At 72.7% G+C, this 14,817-nt stretch carries 16 protein-coding genes; 5 read left to right on the forward strand and 11 right to left on the reverse strand.

Annotated elements, in window-relative coordinates:
• Positions 1-234: 234 nt before the first annotated feature.
• Positions 235-1,221 carry an LLM class flavin-dependent oxidoreductase gene (locus tag ACRAKH_RS15165; RefSeq protein ID WP_380723805.1) on the reverse strand — a complete coding sequence of 329 codons (987 nt, stop codon included), beginning with the start codon at positions 1,219-1,221 and terminating at the stop codon, positions 235-237.
• Positions 1,222-1,303: 82 nt separating this feature from the next.
• Between ACRAKH_RS15165 and ACRAKH_RS15170 the strand changes: the two genes are divergently transcribed.
• Positions 1,304-1,582, forward strand: a complete 279-nt coding sequence (locus ACRAKH_RS15170) for a GNAT family N-acetyltransferase (RefSeq protein WP_380723804.1) — start codon at positions 1,304-1,306, stop codon at positions 1,580-1,582.
• Between the two features lie 9 nt (positions 1,583-1,591).
• Complete coding sequence (locus tag ACRAKH_RS15175) at positions 1,592-2,626, forward strand: MBL fold metallo-hydrolase (protein WP_380723803.1); 1,035 nt, start codon at positions 1,592-1,594, stop codon at positions 2,624-2,626.
• Here ACRAKH_RS15175 and ACRAKH_RS15180 read toward each other — a convergent pair.
• From ACRAKH_RS15180 to ACRAKH_RS15190, 3 genes are read right to left on the reverse strand one after another with little or no spacing between them, the layout of a single operon-like run.
• Entirely contained in the window at positions 2,623-3,063 is a 441-nt protein-coding gene (locus ACRAKH_RS15180) for a response regulator (protein WP_380723802.1), read from the reverse strand. The two genes, ACRAKH_RS15175 and ACRAKH_RS15180, sit on opposite strands and share 4 nt — an antisense overlap.
• On the reverse strand, positions 3,060-4,550 hold the full coding sequence (locus tag ACRAKH_RS15185; protein WP_380723801.1) for a sensor histidine kinase: 1,491 nt from the start codon (positions 4,548-4,550) through the stop codon (positions 3,060-3,062). The genes ACRAKH_RS15180 and ACRAKH_RS15185 overlap by 4 nt, the downstream gene beginning before the upstream one ends.
• Positions 4,550-5,740 carry a PP2C family protein-serine/threonine phosphatase gene (locus ACRAKH_RS15190; RefSeq protein ID WP_380723800.1) on the reverse strand — a complete coding sequence of 397 codons (1,191 nt, stop codon included), beginning with the start codon at positions 5,738-5,740 and terminating at the stop codon, positions 4,550-4,552. Before ACRAKH_RS15190 ends, ACRAKH_RS15185 begins: the two co-directional genes overlap by 1 nt.
• 77 nt (positions 5,741-5,817) lie before the next feature.
• Here ACRAKH_RS15190 and ACRAKH_RS15195 point away from each other — a divergent pair, with 77 nt between their 5' ends.
• Complete coding sequence (locus ACRAKH_RS15195) at positions 5,818-6,576, forward strand: lysophospholipid acyltransferase family protein (RefSeq protein WP_380723799.1); 759 nt, start codon at positions 5,818-5,820, stop codon at positions 6,574-6,576.
• Here the strand turns inward: ACRAKH_RS15195 and ACRAKH_RS15200 are convergent, their stop codons facing one another.
• From ACRAKH_RS15200 to ACRAKH_RS15230, 7 genes are all read right to left on the reverse strand, one after another.
• On the reverse strand, positions 6,577-7,044 hold the full coding sequence (locus tag ACRAKH_RS15200) for a YkvA family protein (RefSeq protein ID WP_380723798.1): 468 nt from the start codon (positions 7,042-7,044) through the stop codon (positions 6,577-6,579).
• Between the two features lie 162 nt (positions 7,045-7,206).
• Positions 7,207-7,929, reverse strand: a complete 723-nt coding sequence (locus ACRAKH_RS15205) for a D-Ala-D-Ala carboxypeptidase family metallohydrolase (protein ID WP_380723797.1) — start codon at positions 7,927-7,929, stop codon at positions 7,207-7,209.
• A gap of 119 nt (positions 7,930-8,048) precedes the next feature.
• A complete protein-coding gene (locus tag ACRAKH_RS15210) occupies positions 8,049-9,275 on the reverse strand; it encodes a family 2 glycosyl transferase (protein WP_380723796.1) in 1,227 nt (408 codons plus the stop codon).
• 54 nt (positions 9,276-9,329) lie between these two features.
• Positions 9,330-10,958 carry an NAD(P)/FAD-dependent oxidoreductase gene (locus tag ACRAKH_RS15215; RefSeq protein WP_380723795.1) on the reverse strand — a complete coding sequence of 543 codons (1,629 nt, stop codon included), beginning with the start codon at positions 10,956-10,958 and terminating at the stop codon, positions 9,330-9,332.
• Positions 10,955-11,794 (reverse strand): ferredoxin, encoded by an 840-nt coding sequence (locus ACRAKH_RS15220; RefSeq protein WP_380723794.1) that lies wholly within the window; start codon positions 11,792-11,794, stop codon positions 10,955-10,957. Before ACRAKH_RS15220 ends, ACRAKH_RS15215 begins: the two co-directional genes overlap by 4 nt.
• Positions 11,795-11,963: 169 nt before the next feature.
• The gene (locus tag ACRAKH_RS15225; protein WP_380723793.1) at positions 11,964-12,716 is read right to left on the reverse strand and encodes a DUF4142 domain-containing protein; all 753 of its coding nucleotides are present in this window, start codon (positions 12,714-12,716) and stop codon (positions 11,964-11,966) included.
• 12 nt (positions 12,717-12,728) lie between these two features.
• Positions 12,729-13,307, reverse strand: coding sequence for a hypothetical protein (locus ACRAKH_RS15230; protein WP_380723792.1), 579 nt, complete (start codon positions 13,305-13,307; stop codon positions 12,729-12,731).
• A 177-nt stretch (positions 13,308-13,484) separates the two neighbouring features.
• Here ACRAKH_RS15230 and ACRAKH_RS15235 point away from each other — a divergent pair, with 177 nt between their 5' ends.
• Complete coding sequence (locus ACRAKH_RS15235; RefSeq protein WP_380723791.1) at positions 13,485-14,048, forward strand: sigma-70 family RNA polymerase sigma factor; 564 nt, start codon at positions 13,485-13,487, stop codon at positions 14,046-14,048.
• Between the two features lie 4 nt (positions 14,049-14,052).
• Positions 14,053-14,787: an anti-sigma factor family protein gene (locus ACRAKH_RS15240; RefSeq protein WP_380723790.1), complete on the forward strand. Its 735-nt coding sequence runs from the start codon at positions 14,053-14,055 to the stop codon at positions 14,785-14,787.
• Positions 14,788-14,817: the final 30 nt, after the last annotated feature.

Raw genomic sequence — 14,817 nt, forward strand, 5'->3', positions numbered from 1 at the left:
GCGGCATCGGCGGCTCGGGACCCGGCGGCTCGGGCACCGGGTCGGGGACGGGCACGGGGCGGGGCGAGGGCGGTTGCGGTTGGACCATGACGTACCTCCTCCTCGGCGTGGGCTACCCAGGACGGGACGTGGGCATTCGGAGACCGGGTTCGCCCACCTCAGCGGCCCGGTCGGGCCGGAACCCGTGCCGGATCACGGCGCCGCCCGGTCACGCTGCCCGGCCACGCTGCCCGGTCACGGCCTCAGCTTGGGCAGGACCTCCCGGCCGAACAGCCGGATCGTGTCGAGCACCGCCTCGTGCGGCAGGCCGCCGATGTCCACCATGACCAGCTGCGCGTCCAGGCCCAGCAGCTCGGTCAGCCCGTTGAGCCGCTCGGTCACCTCCGCCGGGTCGCCGCACACGGCCGCGCCCTCCATCAACGCGTCGACGTCCACGTCGCCGTCGCCGCGCCACGGGTCGGCGAACTCGGCGTACGCGGCGAGGTGGGGCCGCCACGTGACCCGCGCCTCGGCGGCCGTGGGCGCGACGAACACGTGGCTGGGCAGCGCGACCCGTCCACCGCCGCCCATGGCGGTGCGGTAGCGCTCCACCACCTCCCGGTGCGTGCCCGGGTCGCGCAGGGTGCTGGGCAGCATCAGCGGCAGGTCGAGCTCGACGGCCAGGTCGGCCGACACCGCCGAGCCGCTGCCGATCCACACCAGCGGACGGGGCCGCTGCACGGGCCGGGGCGTCGTGGTCACGTCCACGAGCGGGCTGCGGTAGCGGCCTTCCCACGTCACGTGCGGCTCTTCCAGCAGGCGCAGCAGGAGGCGCAGGTTCTCGTCGAACCGGGCCCGCAGGTCGTCCTGCACGCCGAACGCCGCGTCCGTGCGCTGCGACACCCCGCGCGCCACGATCAGCTCCGCCCGCCCGCGGGACAGTACGTCGAGCGTCGCCAGCTCCTCCGCCACCCGCACCGGGTCGTGGTGCGCCAGCAGCGTCACGCCGGTGGACAGCCGCAGGGTCGACGTCCTCGCCGCGATCGTGGCCAGCAGCAGTTCCGGCGCGGACACGATGTAGCGGGTGAAGTGGTGCTCGCCGATCGCCACCCCGGTGAAGCCCGACTCCTCGGCCACGACCGCCTGCTCCACGACGGCCCGCAGCCGCTCCGCCTCGCTCACCGAGTGACCGGTGCGCGGGTCGGGCAGGTGGTCGCCCAGGATCAGCAGGTACACGTCCATCGGACAATCTTGCACCGCGCGACTACCGTGGCACGCGCACGCCTCGGGCCGGAGTTCGGCCCACGTCCCGACAGGAGCCGCCGTGACCGACGTGTCCGTGTCCGACAACCCGGACGAGTCCCGCTTCGAAGTGCGCCTCGACGGCGAGCTGGGCGGCTTCGCCGAGTACGTGCTGGCCGGCGACGTGGTGACGTTCACCCACACCGAGGTCGCGATCGAGGGCAAGGGCCTGGGCAGCAAGCTCGTCAGGCACGCGCTGGAGGACGTCAAGGCGCGCGGGCTGGCGGTCGTGCCGCAGTGCCCGTTCGTGCGCGCCTACCTGGAGAAGCACCCCGAGCTGGCCGAGGTTACCGGCAAGTAGTATCCGGGGATGGAGTGGACCGAACCCGGAGTCTTCGAGGTCGCGCCCGGTGTCAACCGGATCCCGCTGCCCCTGCCCAACGACGGCCTGCACACCGTCAACGCCTACGCGCTCGACGACGGCGACGGCCTGGTCCTGATCGACTCGGGCTGGGCGCTCGCGGACGGCGAGGCGGCGCTGGAAGCGGCGCTCGGCGCCCTGGGGCACGGGTTCGAGGACGTGCGCCGGTTCCTGGTCACCCACATCCACCGCGACCACTACACGCTGGCCGTGGCCCTGCGCCGCCGGTTCGGCACCAAGGTCGCGCTCGGCGCGGGGGAGCAGCCGTCGCTGGCCAAGGTCATCGCCCGCACCCGCGACGGCCAGGTCCGCAACCTCGCCGCCTGGGGCGCGCCGCACCTGGCCGAGCGGTGGCGGACGGTCGTCGCGGCCGTCGGCGAGGACGAGCTGCGCGACTACGAGGAGCCCGACGAGTGGCTGGACGGGTCCGACCTGGTGCTGGAGAAGCGCACGCTGCGCGTCCTGCCCACGCCCGGCCACACCCGCGGCCACGTGGTGTTCGTGGACGTCGACTCGTCGCTGCTGTTCGCGGGCGACCACGTGCTGCCGCACATCACCCCGTCGATCGGCTTCGAACCGGCCCGGCCCGCGCTGCCGCTCGGCGACTACCTCGACTCGCTGCGCCTCGTCCGCGACTTCCCGGACCTGCGCCTGCTGCCCGCGCACGGGCCCGTCACCGAGTCCAGCCACGCCAGGGTGGACGAACTGCTGGCCCACCACGAGGACCGGCTGGCGGCCACGCTGGACGCCGTCCGGGCCGGCGCCGGCACCGCGTTCGAGACCGCCCGCGCCCTCGGCTGGACGCGGCGCAACCGGGCGTTCGCCGAGCTCGACCTGTTCAACCAGGTGCTGGCCACCGCCGAGACCGCCGCGCACCTCGACGTCCTGGTGCACCGCGGCCTGCTCACGACGGGCGACGCCGGCGGCGTGACCGTCTACTCGGTCCCCGCCGGGGAGCGCCGGCCGGGGACCGGTGAGGGCTAGCGGGGCAGCTTGACCACGGTGACGAAGAAGTCGTCGATCTGCCGCACGACCTCGATGAACCGGTCGAAGTCGACCGGCTTGGTGACGTACGCGTTGGCGTGCAGGTTGTAGCTGCGCAGGATGTCCTCCTCCGCCTCCGACGTGGTCAGCACCACCACGGGGATCGGGCGCAGCGTCTCGTCCGCCTTGATCTCGGCCAGCACCTCGCGGCCGTCCATCTTCGGCAGGTTCAGGTCCAGCAGGATCAGGCCCGGCCGGGGCGCGTCCTCGTACTGGCCCTCGCGGCGCAGGAACTCCAGCGCCTCGACGCCGTCGCGCACCACGTGGAGCTGGTTGCGGATCTTGTGGTGCTCGAACGCCTCCTGCGTCATGAGCGCGTCGCCGGGGTCGTCTTCCACCAGCAGGACGTCGATCACGGTCAACGGGTTGCTGCTCATTGCTCGTCGTCCTCTACTGCCGGCAACGTGAACTTGAAGGTGGTGCCGGTGTCCTGGCTGGTGTCCAACCAGATCGTGCCACCGTGGTACTCGATGATCTTCCGGCACATGGCCAGCCCGATGCCGGTCCCGGGGTAGTCGTCCTTGTGGTGCAGGCGCTGGAAGATCACGAAGATGCGCTCAGCGTACTCGGTGTCGATGCCGATGCCGTTGTCACTCACCGAGAAGGTCCAGAAATCCCCGGTCCGCTCCACCTCGACGCGCACGACGGGCGGATCCTCGCCGTGGAACTTCAGCGCGTTGCTGATGAGGTTGCCGAACACGCCACCCAGCAGCGACGCCTCGCCGCGCACCGTCGGCAGGTCCGCCACCTCGACCATCGCGTTGGTGCGCTCGATGACCTCGGAGTAGTTGTCCAGCACGTCCGCGACCAGCTCGTCGCAGTCCACCAACGTCTGCTCGCGGGTCATCCGGCCGACCCGCGAGAACGCCAGCAGGTCGTTGATCAGCACCTGCATCCGCTTGGCGCCGTCCACCGCGAACTTGAGGTACTGCTCGCCGCGCTCGTCCAGCTCGCCGGAGTACCGCCGTTCGAGCAGCTGGCAGAAGCTCGCCACCTTCCGCAGCGGCTCCTGGAGGTCGTGCGAGGCGACGTACGCGAACTGCTCCAGCTCCGAGTTGGACCGCCGCAGCTCCTCCAGGTCGGAGAGGATGCGCACCCGCATGGCCTCGACGTCGTCGCCGAGCATCACGGTCTCCCGCGGGCCGCCCGCCTCGACCGGGTGCGCGTAGTCGCCCGACGACACCTGCCGCACGTCCTCGGCCAACCCGCTCAGCGGCGCGATCACGATCCGGTACAGCACCACGGCCACCGCGGCGATGCTGAACACCAGCAGCACGCCGAGGCCGACGAGCAGCCACAGCACCTCGCTCGCCGCGTCGTCGAGCTGCCGCCGCGAGTCGGTCGCCTCGGCGTTCAGCTTGTCGCCCAGCACGTCGGTCGCGTCGCGGACCCGGTCGAACAGCTCCTTGCCGCGCTCGGCGTCGGCCAGCGCGGTCTGCGGCACGCCGGACGCCCGCACCCGCGCCACCAGCGGGTCGGCGTAGCCCTCGCGCCACTCGGCCGCCAGCCGCTCCACCTCACGCAGGTCGCGCACCAGGTCCGGCCGCACCGGCTCCAGCACCGTCCGGACCCGGTCGACGGCGTCGTGCTCGGCCTGCTGCCCGTCGGTGTAGGGGGTGAGGAAGTTCGGGTTGGCGGTGAGCACGTACCCGCGCACGCCGCTCTCCTGGCTGCGCAACGCGGTGTCGAGTTCCAGCACCTTGACCTGGGCAGGCGAGATCTGGTCCAGCAGCTGCACCCGCGCGGACGTGAGGTTCGTCAAGGCCCACGCGAGCCCGCCGATCGCCCCCGCGCACAGCAGGATCAGGATCGAGACGGCGGCGGCCAGCAGCCTGCTCGCCGGCCAGCCGGTGCGATAGCGCATCAGTCGCGGTCCGAGATCAGCAGCACGGCCATGTCGTCGTCCAGCTCCCCGCCGTTGAGTTCCTTCACCTTGCTGATCACGCTGTCCAGCAGCGTCGCGGGCTTGCGCGCCCAGTCCGGGCGGCTCGCGGTGATCTCGCCGATCAGGTCGATCAACCGCTCCGAGCCCAACCGCTCGGGGTCGCCCTGGACCCGCCCCTCGACCAGCCCGTCCGTGTACAGCAGCATCGACCAGCCCTGCGGCAGCGGCACGTCGAGGCCGCTCCACGTGCTCTCCGGCAGCACGCCCAGCGGCAGGCCCGCCCGGTCCCGGGGCAGCTCCACCACCCGGTCGCCGACCAGGAGCATCGGCTCGGGGTGCCCGGCAAGGTACACCCGCGCCCAGCGGCGGTCCGGCGAGATCGTGACCATGCACGCCGTGGTGAACAGGCCCGGCTGGTGCCGCTCGTGCTGGAGGATCTCGTGCAGCGTGCGCAGCACCCGGGACGGCTCCTGGCCCGCCAGCACCAGCGCCCGCCACGCGATGCGCAGGAACACGCCGATCGCCGCCTCGTCCGGGCCGTGCCCGCACACGTCGCCGATCAGCAGCTGCAGCGTGCCGTCCGGGGTGCGGACCACGTCGTAGAAGTCGCCGCCGAGCAGCATCCGGCTCCCGCCGGGGCGGTAGCGGACCTCCCAGCCGATGTCCTCGCCGTGCATGATCGGCGACGGCAGCAGGCCGCGTTCGAGCCGGGTCTTCTCCGACGCCAGCAGTTGCTCGTCGCGCAGCTGGCGCTGGGTCTCCTCGGCGTGCTTGCGGCCGACCGCGTACCGGATGCTCCGGGCCAGCCCGACACCGTCCACCTGGCCCTTGACCAGGTAGTCCTCCGCGCCGGCGGCGACCGCGCGGGTGCCCTGGTGCTCGTCGTTGAGGCCGGTGAGGACGATGATCGCGACGGGCGCGGGGTGGGCGAGCAGCCTGGTCAGGCCGTCCAGCCCGGTGGTGTCCGGCAGGCCGAGGTCCAGCAGCACGCAGTCCGCCGCCTGCAGCAGCCGTTCGGCTTCCCGGAGGGTCCGCGCCCGGTGCAGGGCGACGTCCGCCTCCACCTCCTCCAGGAGGGCTTCGACCAGCACGGCGTCGCCCTCGTCGTCTTCGACGAGGAGCACGTTGATCCGGTCCGCCGCGGTCCGCGGTGCGGGAAGCCCTGCCACGGGGGAGGAGATTAGTCGAACGCGATCAGACCGGGGTGACGGTGGTGCGGTGGGTCGCGGGAACCGGGCCGGCGGGCATGACCGAAGATCCGGGGGTGACGTTCTCCCAGATGGTGGCGCTGACGCCCCGCCTGCCCCGCCGGGGCCGCGGTTTCTGGTACTCCGTGGCCATCGACCTGCTGTGGCCGCTGGTGGTGCTGTTCGTGCGGATGCGGATGGCCGGTCGCACGAACATCCCAGGTCAGGGGGCCGTGCTGCTGGCGTCCAACCACCTGTCGTTCGCCGACCCGGTGACGTTGACGGCGTTCGCGCTCGCCTCCGGCCGGGTGCCGCGGTACCTGGCGAAGGCGAGCCTGTGGAAGGCGCCGGTCATCGGGTGGGTGATGGCGTCGGGCCGGCACATCCCCGTCGACCGCGGCACCGCGCGGGCCGGTCAGGCGTTGGACAGCGCGCGCGCCTCGCTGGAGGCGGGCGAGTGCGTGATCGTCTACCCCGAGGGCACGTTCACCAGCGACCCCGACGGCTGGCCGATGCGCGGCAAGAACGGCGTGGCGCGGCTGGCGCTGACCACCCGCACCCCGGTCGTGCCGGTGGCCCAGTGGGGCACGCGCGAGCTGCTGCCGCCGGGGAAGTTCCTGCCGCGGCCGTGGCGGAAGGTGAGCGTCGTGGCGGGCGCGGAGGTGGACCTGTCCGACCTGTACGGGCTGGAGCCGACCAAGCCCGTGCTGGACGAGGCGACGGCGCGGATCATGGCCGCCGTCACCACGCTGCTGACGGGCGTCCGCGAGCTGCCGCACCCGGACGGCGGCGACCAGGCGTTGGCCGGCGGGGCGTGATCAGGCCTCGGGCCGGCGGGCCGTGCCCTGCGCCGAGCGCTCCCGCTCCCACCGCAGGTACTGGCCGGCGACCGTGGACACGCTGGTGAGCAGCCACACCGCGACGCCCGCGTCGTCCGTCACACCGATGATCGGCAGCAGTTCCGGCAGCACGTCGATCGGCGAGACGAGGTAGACGAGCGCGAAGCCCCAGGTGGCCATCGTGCTGGTGGGCAGCCCGTACGCCTTGCGCTCGCGCAGCAGCCGGGGCAGCGCCTTGGCGCGGTCCACCACGTTGCCGACGGGGCGGGGCTCGCCTGTCCGCTCCCACCGGCGTCGGCGGCGCACCACCCACAGCACCGCGGCGGCCACCCCCAGCGCGATCAGGGCGGAGCCGACGACCGCGGGCGGCAGCCCGATCACGGCGTCGTCGCGCAACACCAGGGTGCCGAGACCCAGGACGACCAGGACGATGCCGAAGAAGAGCACGTCGTCATGGTAGTGGCGGCGAGCGGTCCGTGCGGGTGGAGCGCACGCCGGGCCGGCCCTCGCGGTGGCCCGGCACGCCGCCGGCCCGCACCCGGGGTTCAGGGGGGTGCGGGCCGGCGGTCGTGATCAGGTCTGGCTTCGCGGAGGAGGTGGCGCGGTCGGTCAGATGCCGCAGGCGGAAGCTGACCAGAAGCGGCTGCTCCGGTGGTCGACGTGGGTGTGGTCGCCGTGGCCGGGGTAGCCCGGGCCGAGGATGCCGTTGAACCCGTGGTTGCGGGCCTGCTGCGCCATCCGGCACAGCGAGTGCACGCCGGCGCCGAGGTCGACGCCGTCGCCGTACAGGTGCCGCGAGTCGGACGCGCCGCCGACCGCGTTGTTGCACGCGATGCTGCGGAACCCGCTGGTGACCCGGATGGCCTGGTCACCGAGCGCGTGCCGCATGGCCTGCAACTTCCACATCGAGACCAGGGCGTTGAACTTCGCCGTGGCCGCCGACACCCGGCCTCCCGACCAGTCGGAGTTGCAGTTGTTCAGCTCCGCGTACGAGAAGTTGATCGGCGTGCAGTCGTCGTCCTGGAGCGCGTAGAGCTTGGAGTACGTGCCGCTGCCGGCCACGCCGTCCGCCGCCAGGCCGTAGGCCTGCTGGAAGCGGATGAGCGCCGACCGCGTCGCGGGGCCGAACTGGCCGTCGAGGCCCAGCACGGCGCCGTAGCCGGGGTAGCCGGACAGCCGCACCTGGAGCTGCCGGACGTCCTCTCCGGACGCGCCCTGGGAGAGGGTTCGGTTCCAGGTGTAGCAGCCGTCGGCTTGCGCCGTTCCGCCGCCCGTCACGAGCACCACGGCGACGAGTGCGAGCGAAGCGAGGTAGGAGACTAGTCGGAGCACAGGGACCTCCAGACCGGGTTGGGGATGGTCAGGAGCCTGTCGGAGACGAAAACTTGCGTCAATCTGTCGCAAGTGTCCGAATATTTCACACACCGCGAACAGTTTGTTAACGAATGGCGTCACACGGTGACGCGGCCCGCGGGCGAGGCGTCGTTGAACCGCGCCCAGTGCCGCACGTCGAACGCGTCCGGGCCGGTCAGCGCGCCGCCCAGCGTGATCCGCCGGTCCCGCACCGCCCGCACGGTCAGCGCCGCCTGCCGGTCCAGCAACTCGTCGACCTCGCCGTCCCGAAGCCCGTCGATCTCCTCCCAGAACGTCAGCACCCGGTTCACGTACAACGCCACGAGGTGGTCCCGTGCCGCCTCGAACCGGCCCCCGGCCACCGCCGCCACGGCGTCGGCCAGGATGTCCGGCCACGCGTCCGTCGTCACCCGCAGGCCCCACGGCGCGGACGGCGTCGAAGCCGCGGCCGGGAACAGCCCGCGGACGTCGTCGCCGTGCGCGTCGAGGTACCGCGACACCGACTCCGACACCCTGGCCACCACGGCCGGGTCCTGGCGCACCGCCGCGCCGTCCACCGCCGCACGTGCCTTCGGGGGCGCGAAGCCGGGCGACCGCACGCCGTCGGTCCGCAGCACGACGTGGAACAAGGAGTCCAGCACCTGCTGCGGCAGCCGCAGGATCTTCGGGAACGGCGAGTTGTGCAGCTTGCGCCCCAGCGGGACCTCCACCACGCGCAGGCGCTCGCGCAGGGCGTTCGCGGTCAGCCACACGTCGATGCCGTACAGGTGCGCGCTGTCGGGGCGCGGCCACGAGCGGGCGCGTTCCAGGAAGGCGCGGTTGAACGCGAACTCGCCGCCGATCGGCTGCTGGACGTGCACCCCGAACACCGCCGCCAGCAGCGGGCTGGCCAGGTGGTTCGTCGTGTTCGCCTCGAACCGGTTCCGCCGGTACGCGGGCACGGCGACGGTCGGCCGGGAGCAGTCCACCGCGTCGGCCAGCGCCGGTATCCAGCCCGGTTCGCCCGACCGCACGTCGGCGTCGAGCAGCAGCAGCCGGTCCGCGTCCAGGTCGAGGGCGCGATCGACGATGGCGAACACGTTCGTGCCCTTGCCGGTGCCCTCGCCGCCGGAGCTGACCACCACCTTCCGGGAGCGCAGCGGCGTCTCGGCGAACCGCCGCACGGTGTCGTCGGTGCTGCCGTTCTCGGCCAGCACGACGACGTTCGTCCCGCCGGGGCACGCGAGGTGCAGGCCGGCGTCGGCGGCCTGGGCCACCGCGCCGACCGTGCCCGCCTCGTCGCGGGCGGGTATCCCGACGACGGTGACTCGACTCCGGTTCGCCATGAGACCGAATGCTTGGTGTCCCGGGTTACGACAACACGGCGTTGGCGTAACAGATCACCTCGGTCTTGCCCTCGGGCCGGACCGGGCGAGCGCCCGGGTCTGCGCCCGCGACCGCACGACCGGCGCGTGCGAGGGCGGGATCGGCAAGGGCTGGGACTCCTGCTGCTGTCGCGGCACGCGTGCCCCTGCCACCGGGGCCTCGGCCGGTTCGCCCGGCGTCGAGCGAGCCGTGAAGTCCTGATCAGCCGGAACGCCCTGCCCGGCGCGAGCCCACGTGTCGGCCGGAACGCGCTGGTCGCCGGCCCGCGCTCCGGACCGGCCGACCTGGTCGGCGGGAGCCCACGCGCCGCCCGGGACGAGGCGGTCGGCTCTGGCGCGCCGCCCGGCGGAAGCGGCCGGCTCGCCGTGGTGCTCGGCAGCGTTGTGCTCGGCCCCACGGTGCTCGGTCCCCTCGTGTTCGGCGGCGTGGCGCTGGGGTGTGGGGCGGGGGCCGAAGGCGGTCACGCGGTTCTGACGCCACAGCTCGGTCGACAGCTTGATCATCGCGGTCGGCGCGTCCAGCCCCACCATCCCGACCAGCCTGCCGTCGTCGATGAACCCCGTGATGGTCCGGTGGTCCTTCCGCGACCCGGCCAGCGTGGTCGTGTCCTTGCCCATCGCGGGCACGCCGGAACCCTGGACGCGCATCCCGTACTGCTCGGTCCAGAACCGGGGGACGGGGGTGAACGGCCGCGCTCCCTCTCTGCCCGCCAGCAGGTTCTCCGCGGCCGCCCGCCCCATCTCCACCGCGTTGAGCCAGTGCTCGACCCGACGCGGCTGCCCGCCGAACCGGAGGTTCGGCCACCGCGCGACGTCACCCGCGGCCACGATGTCGGACCCGCCGACCACGTGGCACGTGGGGTCGCACAGCACGCCGTCCTCCAGCACCAGACCCGACCCGCGCAGCCAGGCGACCGACGGCGAGGCGCCCACCGCGATCACCACGACCGCGGCGAAGAACACCTGCCCGTCCGACAGGTGGATCGCCACCCCGCCCGCCTGGCGCACCCAGTGCCGGATCTTCACGCCCATCGCCATCCGGACACCGCGCGCCCGGTGCGCCTCGGTGACGGTGTCGGCGATGGTGCGGCCCACCGCGTTGCCCAGCAACGTGGGCGACCGGCTCACGACGGCCACGTCCCGGCCCATCGTCTTCACCGACGCGGCCATCTCGCACCCGATCAGGCCTCCGCCGACGACCACGACCAACCCCTGCGTCGAGTTGATCGCCCGCTTGATCGCGATCGCGTCGTCCACGGTCCGCAGCACGTGGATGCGCGGGTCCTGGCGCGGCGCGCCCACGAGGTGCCGCGGCTCCACGCCGGTCGCGATGATCAGCCCGTCGTACCTCAGCTCCTCGCCGCCGGGCAGGCCGACGACGTGCCGGTCCGGCTCCAGGTGCGTCGCCGCCGTGCCGAGCCGCCACACCGCGTCCAGCTCGCGGCTGATGGTCAGCCGCAGGTCGGACGCGACCAGCTCGCCGTTGACGGCCTCCTTGGACAGCGCCGGCCGGTGGTACGGCAGGTGCCGTTCCGCGCCGACGATGACGATCTCGCCGCGGAAGCCCAGTTCCCGCAGCCGCTCGCCGGCGCGCAGGCCGGCCAGCCCGCCGCCCGCGATGACCACCCGCTCCTCGTTCTTCACCGGACACGCTCCCGCAGCTCGATCGCGCGCATCGGACAGGCGCGCGCGGCGGCCCGCGCCTGGGCGAACTGCTCGGGCGGCGGCCTGCGCTCGTACCGCAGGCGCTCGTCGTCGACCAGCTGGAACAGCCCCGGCGCCTCGGCCTGGCAGATGCCGTAGCGGTGGCAGCGCTCGTTGTCGACGCTGACGTCCAACGCGCTGCCGCCCGCGCCGTCCGGCTCCGGCTCGAAGCCCGGCTCCGGCTCCAGCAGGCCGAGCTTCACCAGCACGTCCGGCGGCAGGAAGCGGGCGACCGCGATGGTCGCGGTCGGGACGAGGATGGTGAGGCCGGCCAGCCACAGCACGGCCAGGTTGCCGTTCGCGACCGCCCCGAGCCACGAGTGCGCCACCGCGACGGCGACCGCGACGTACGCGAGCTGGTGCAGCCGCAACCACTTGCGGTAGTAGACCTTCTTGCGCAGCCCCGCGGTGATCGCGACGGCGAGCATGAGTTCCAGCCCCACGATGCCGAGCGCGTGCCGGAACAGGCCGCCGCCCGCGAACGGCACCAGGAGCTGGAGGTGCGAGAAAGCGTCGAGCCGCAACAGCGTGAACGTCAAGGCGTGCAAGGAGCCGAACGCCAGGGCGAGCGTCGCCAGCACCATGTGGCTGTTGCGCAACCCCTGCCTGCCGGAGATCCTGTTGGCCCAGCCGGTCGCGATCAGCACGCCCCAGCACAGGGTGGCGCACGTGGTCGCGTAGGCCAGGCGCGCCGAGACCTGCGCGACGTGGCGCACTCCGGCGTCGTGGTCGCCGCCGGTCGCCTGGGCGATCAGCAGCGGGACCTGGGTGAGCACTGGTCTTTACCTCCGAGGTGGCGGGAGAGAACTCGCAGGTGGTGGAGGGGCGACCCGCCCGTCCGGCCGCGCAGGAGTGGGTCACGGCCGGACGGGCGGGTCAAGGGGTGTGGAAGGTCCTCCGCGATGGGAGTAGCCGCGGTGTCGGTTCGTCCGGCACCACCTCCTCTCACTTGACGGCGCCGCGTGGCCGCAGCAGGCGCAGGATCCCGATCGTCACCACCGCGCCTGCCAGGCACAGGAGGAGGACGGCGAGGAGACCGGGTCCGTCCGCGGGCAGCCGTGCGGCGGCGCGCACCGGGTCGCCGCCCACCGCGTTCGCCGGCGCCGCGCCCGCGGCGACCGGTTTGGACAGACCTCGGTCGGTGACCATGTTGGTGCTCTCCAACAAGGTCATGTGCTTCAGCACGATCTGGTTGCACACCTGGGCGAACTGCCGGATGGCCTCGTTGCGGGTCGTCGCCCGCACGGTGCCGATCACGGGGAAGATCGAGCCGTGCGCGGCGCGCAGCCGGTTGGCGAACGAGTCGTCGAAAGCCGCTCCGGTGCGCGACCGCATCTCCGCCATCCACGACTGCTGGTCGGCGTTGGCCTCGTCCGGCAGGGCGACGCCCATCTGCGACGCGAGCCGCACCACCCGCTCGTCGAGGAACGTGTGGTCGCTCGCCAGCTGCGCGCCGACCTCCTTGACCCTGGTGCTCGCCGCGCGGGTCTGCGCCTCCTCTCCCATGGGCATCTCCCACAGGCCCGCGAGCCGCACCTTGACCAGCAAGTCCTTGTCCAGGGCGGTGATCGGGCCCAGCGGCGTCTGCTCCACCGGGCCGGGGTTCGCCGGGTCGTCGGCGAGCGCGACACCGGGCAGCACGGACAGGAGCAGCAGCTGCAGGGCCAGCACGGCCGCCGCGAAACGCTTGGCTGACATGGGTTTCTCGTCCTAGTAGCCGTCGTCGGTGGACGGTTCGCCGGGCGCCGCGCCGTCGTCGGCCTGCGCCTTCCTGCCCTCGGGGGTCACCGCGAACCACGTGCCGCCCTTGCCCTGCCCGGTCAGGTCGCCCGCCTTCTTGTCGCCCGCGTACCGGTACAGCGGCCAGCCCGCGAGCGTGACCTGCTTCCCTCCGTCCGCCCGCGACACCGAGCCGACCAGCGTCGGGTCCACGCCGGACGTCATGGTGTGCTCGCCGACGAGCACCGGCGGCCACGTCGTCGCGCACTCACCGTCGCAAGTGGACCTGGGTGGTTTCGCCGTGTCCTTGTCGTAGCGGTACAGGGCGAATCCGCCCGCGTCCGCGACGAACCACCCGACCTGCCTCGACCCGGTCGCCGAGAGCATCTGGTGCGGCTCCTTGCCGAATTCCGGGTTCTGCTGGAGAGTCGTCGAACCGGGACCGCCGTCCACCGCCCCGCCCTGGCCGCCCGCGGTGTCAACGCCGGTCGCGCCACACGCGCTGACCAGCAGCAACGCCGCGGCTGCCGGAACGAGCGACAACGCCTTCCGGGAACGTCGACTGCGCATCGTTGGTCCTTCCTCCTGCGGGCGGGTCCGCCGAAGGGACCAGTGGACCGGGGAACGGGGTCCACGCCTTCGAAGCGGATACCGGGAAGTACGGACACGATGCGGTGACGGTTCACGAACAAATCAACGACTTTTTTGCGGCCAAACCCTCGACGCGGAACCCGCCGGCGCGCTTGGATGCTCGGCGTGGCGCGGCACAGACGCAGCACTTCCCCCCGAAGAGATCACGGTTGGCCGGACCTGAGCCTGGAAGACGAGCTGATCCGCAGGCTCTACCAGGAGTTCGGCAGCGCGCTGCTCGGACATGCCATGAGGCTGACCGGCAGCGACCGGCAGTGGGCCGAGGACATCGTCCAGGAGACGCTCGTGCGGGCCTGGCGCAACGCCGAGAAGCTGGAGCGGGACCCGGTCCTGCTGCGCTCCTGGCTGTTCACCGTGGCCCGGCGGCTCGTCATCGACGACCGTCGCAAGCGGAGCGTCCGACCGCAGGAGTCGGAGTTGACCCCGTCCGACGAGGCGCCGCAGCGGGATGAGGCGGACCGCACGCTCGCCGCCATCGTGGTGGCCGAGGCGATGAACGGACTGACCGAGGAACACCGGGAGGCTATTCTCGAGACGTACTTGAGGGATCGGACCGTCGGCGAAGCCGCGGCGGTGCTCGGGGTGCCGCCGGGCACGGTGAAGTCCAGGGTGTACTACGCGCTCCGCGCCCTGCGGCGCGCGTTGCAGGATCGGGGCTGAACAGGTGACTTCGCTGCCGAACCACGTCGACGTGGCGGCGTACGTCCTCGGTGTCCTCGACGAGGACGAGGTCGACGCGTTCGAGAACCACCTCGCCCAGTGCCGCCGATGCGCGCTCGACCTCCGCGACTTCGCCGAACTGCCCGACCTGCTCGACGAGGCCGACGCGAACGGCATGCTGCGCGCCAACACGGGGGAGCGGCCCGACGGCCGTTCGGTGCGCGCGATGCTCGACTCCGTCTCGGAGGCCCGGGCGCGCAAGCGCCGCACCGTGGCGCTGCTCGCTGCCGCCGCCGCCGCGGTGCTCGTCGCCCTGACCGCCGTCGTGACGGTGAACGCCGCCGCACCGTCCGACCCGGTGGCCTCGCCGGCGTCCACGTCGTCGCTGCCGGAGCGGTCCAACGTCGCCAACGGCTCACCGGACGGCTCCGGCGCCGTCGCCCGCACCGACCCCGCGACCGGCGTCAACGCCCGGCTCACGGCCACCCCCGAGCCGTGGGGCACGTCGGTGGAGGTCGCGGTGAAGGGCGTCAAGGGGCCCACCCGCTGCGAGCTGCTGGCCAAGTCCCGGACCGGCGAGACGATGGTGATCGGCTCCTGGCTGGTGACGGGGTCGAGCCCGGACAGGGAGCCGGTGACGCTGCGGGCGTCAGTGGGCCTGCGCTGGCACGAGATCTCCGAGTTCACCGTGCGCGACACCGAGGAAGGCGCGACCCTCGTCCGCCTGCCCACCTCCTGATCTTCCCGGCGGGCGGGCGCACTACCGTTG

The sequence above is a fragment of the Saccharothrix hoggarensis genome (assembly GCF_052936025.1).

Excerpts from the sequence above, each read along its gene's own strand:
- ACRAKH_RS15165 (WP_380723805.1), bottom strand. The coding sequence starts at position 1,221 with ATGGACGTGTACCTGCTGATCCTGGGCGACCACCTGCCCGACCCGCGC.
- ACRAKH_RS15175 (WP_380723803.1), top strand. The coding sequence starts at position 1,592 with ATGGAGTGGACCGAACCCGGAGTCTTCGAGGTCGCGCCCGGTGTCAAC.
- ACRAKH_RS15180 (WP_380723802.1), bottom strand. The coding sequence starts at position 3,063 with ATGAGCAGCAACCCGTTGACCGTGATCGACGTCCTGCTGGTGGAAGAC.
- ACRAKH_RS15185 (WP_380723801.1), bottom strand. The coding sequence starts at position 4,550 with ATGCGCTATCGCACCGGCTGGCCGGCGAGCAGGCTGCTGGCCGCCGCC.
- ACRAKH_RS15195 (WP_380723799.1), top strand. The coding sequence starts at position 5,818 with ATGACCGAAGATCCGGGGGTGACGTTCTCCCAGATGGTGGCGCTGACG.
- ACRAKH_RS15210 (WP_380723796.1), bottom strand. The coding sequence starts at position 9,275 with ATGGCGAACCGGAGTCGAGTCACCGTCGTCGGGATACCCGCCCGCGAC.
- ACRAKH_RS15225 (WP_380723793.1), bottom strand. The coding sequence starts at position 12,716 with ATGTCAGCCAAGCGTTTCGCGGCGGCCGTGCTGGCCCTGCAGCTGCTG.
- ACRAKH_RS15230 (WP_380723792.1), bottom strand. The coding sequence starts at position 13,307 with ATGCGCAGTCGACGTTCCCGGAAGGCGTTGTCGCTCGTTCCGGCAGCC.
- ACRAKH_RS15235 (WP_380723791.1), top strand. The coding sequence starts at position 13,485 with ATGCTCGGCGTGGCGCGGCACAGACGCAGCACTTCCCCCCGAAGAGAT.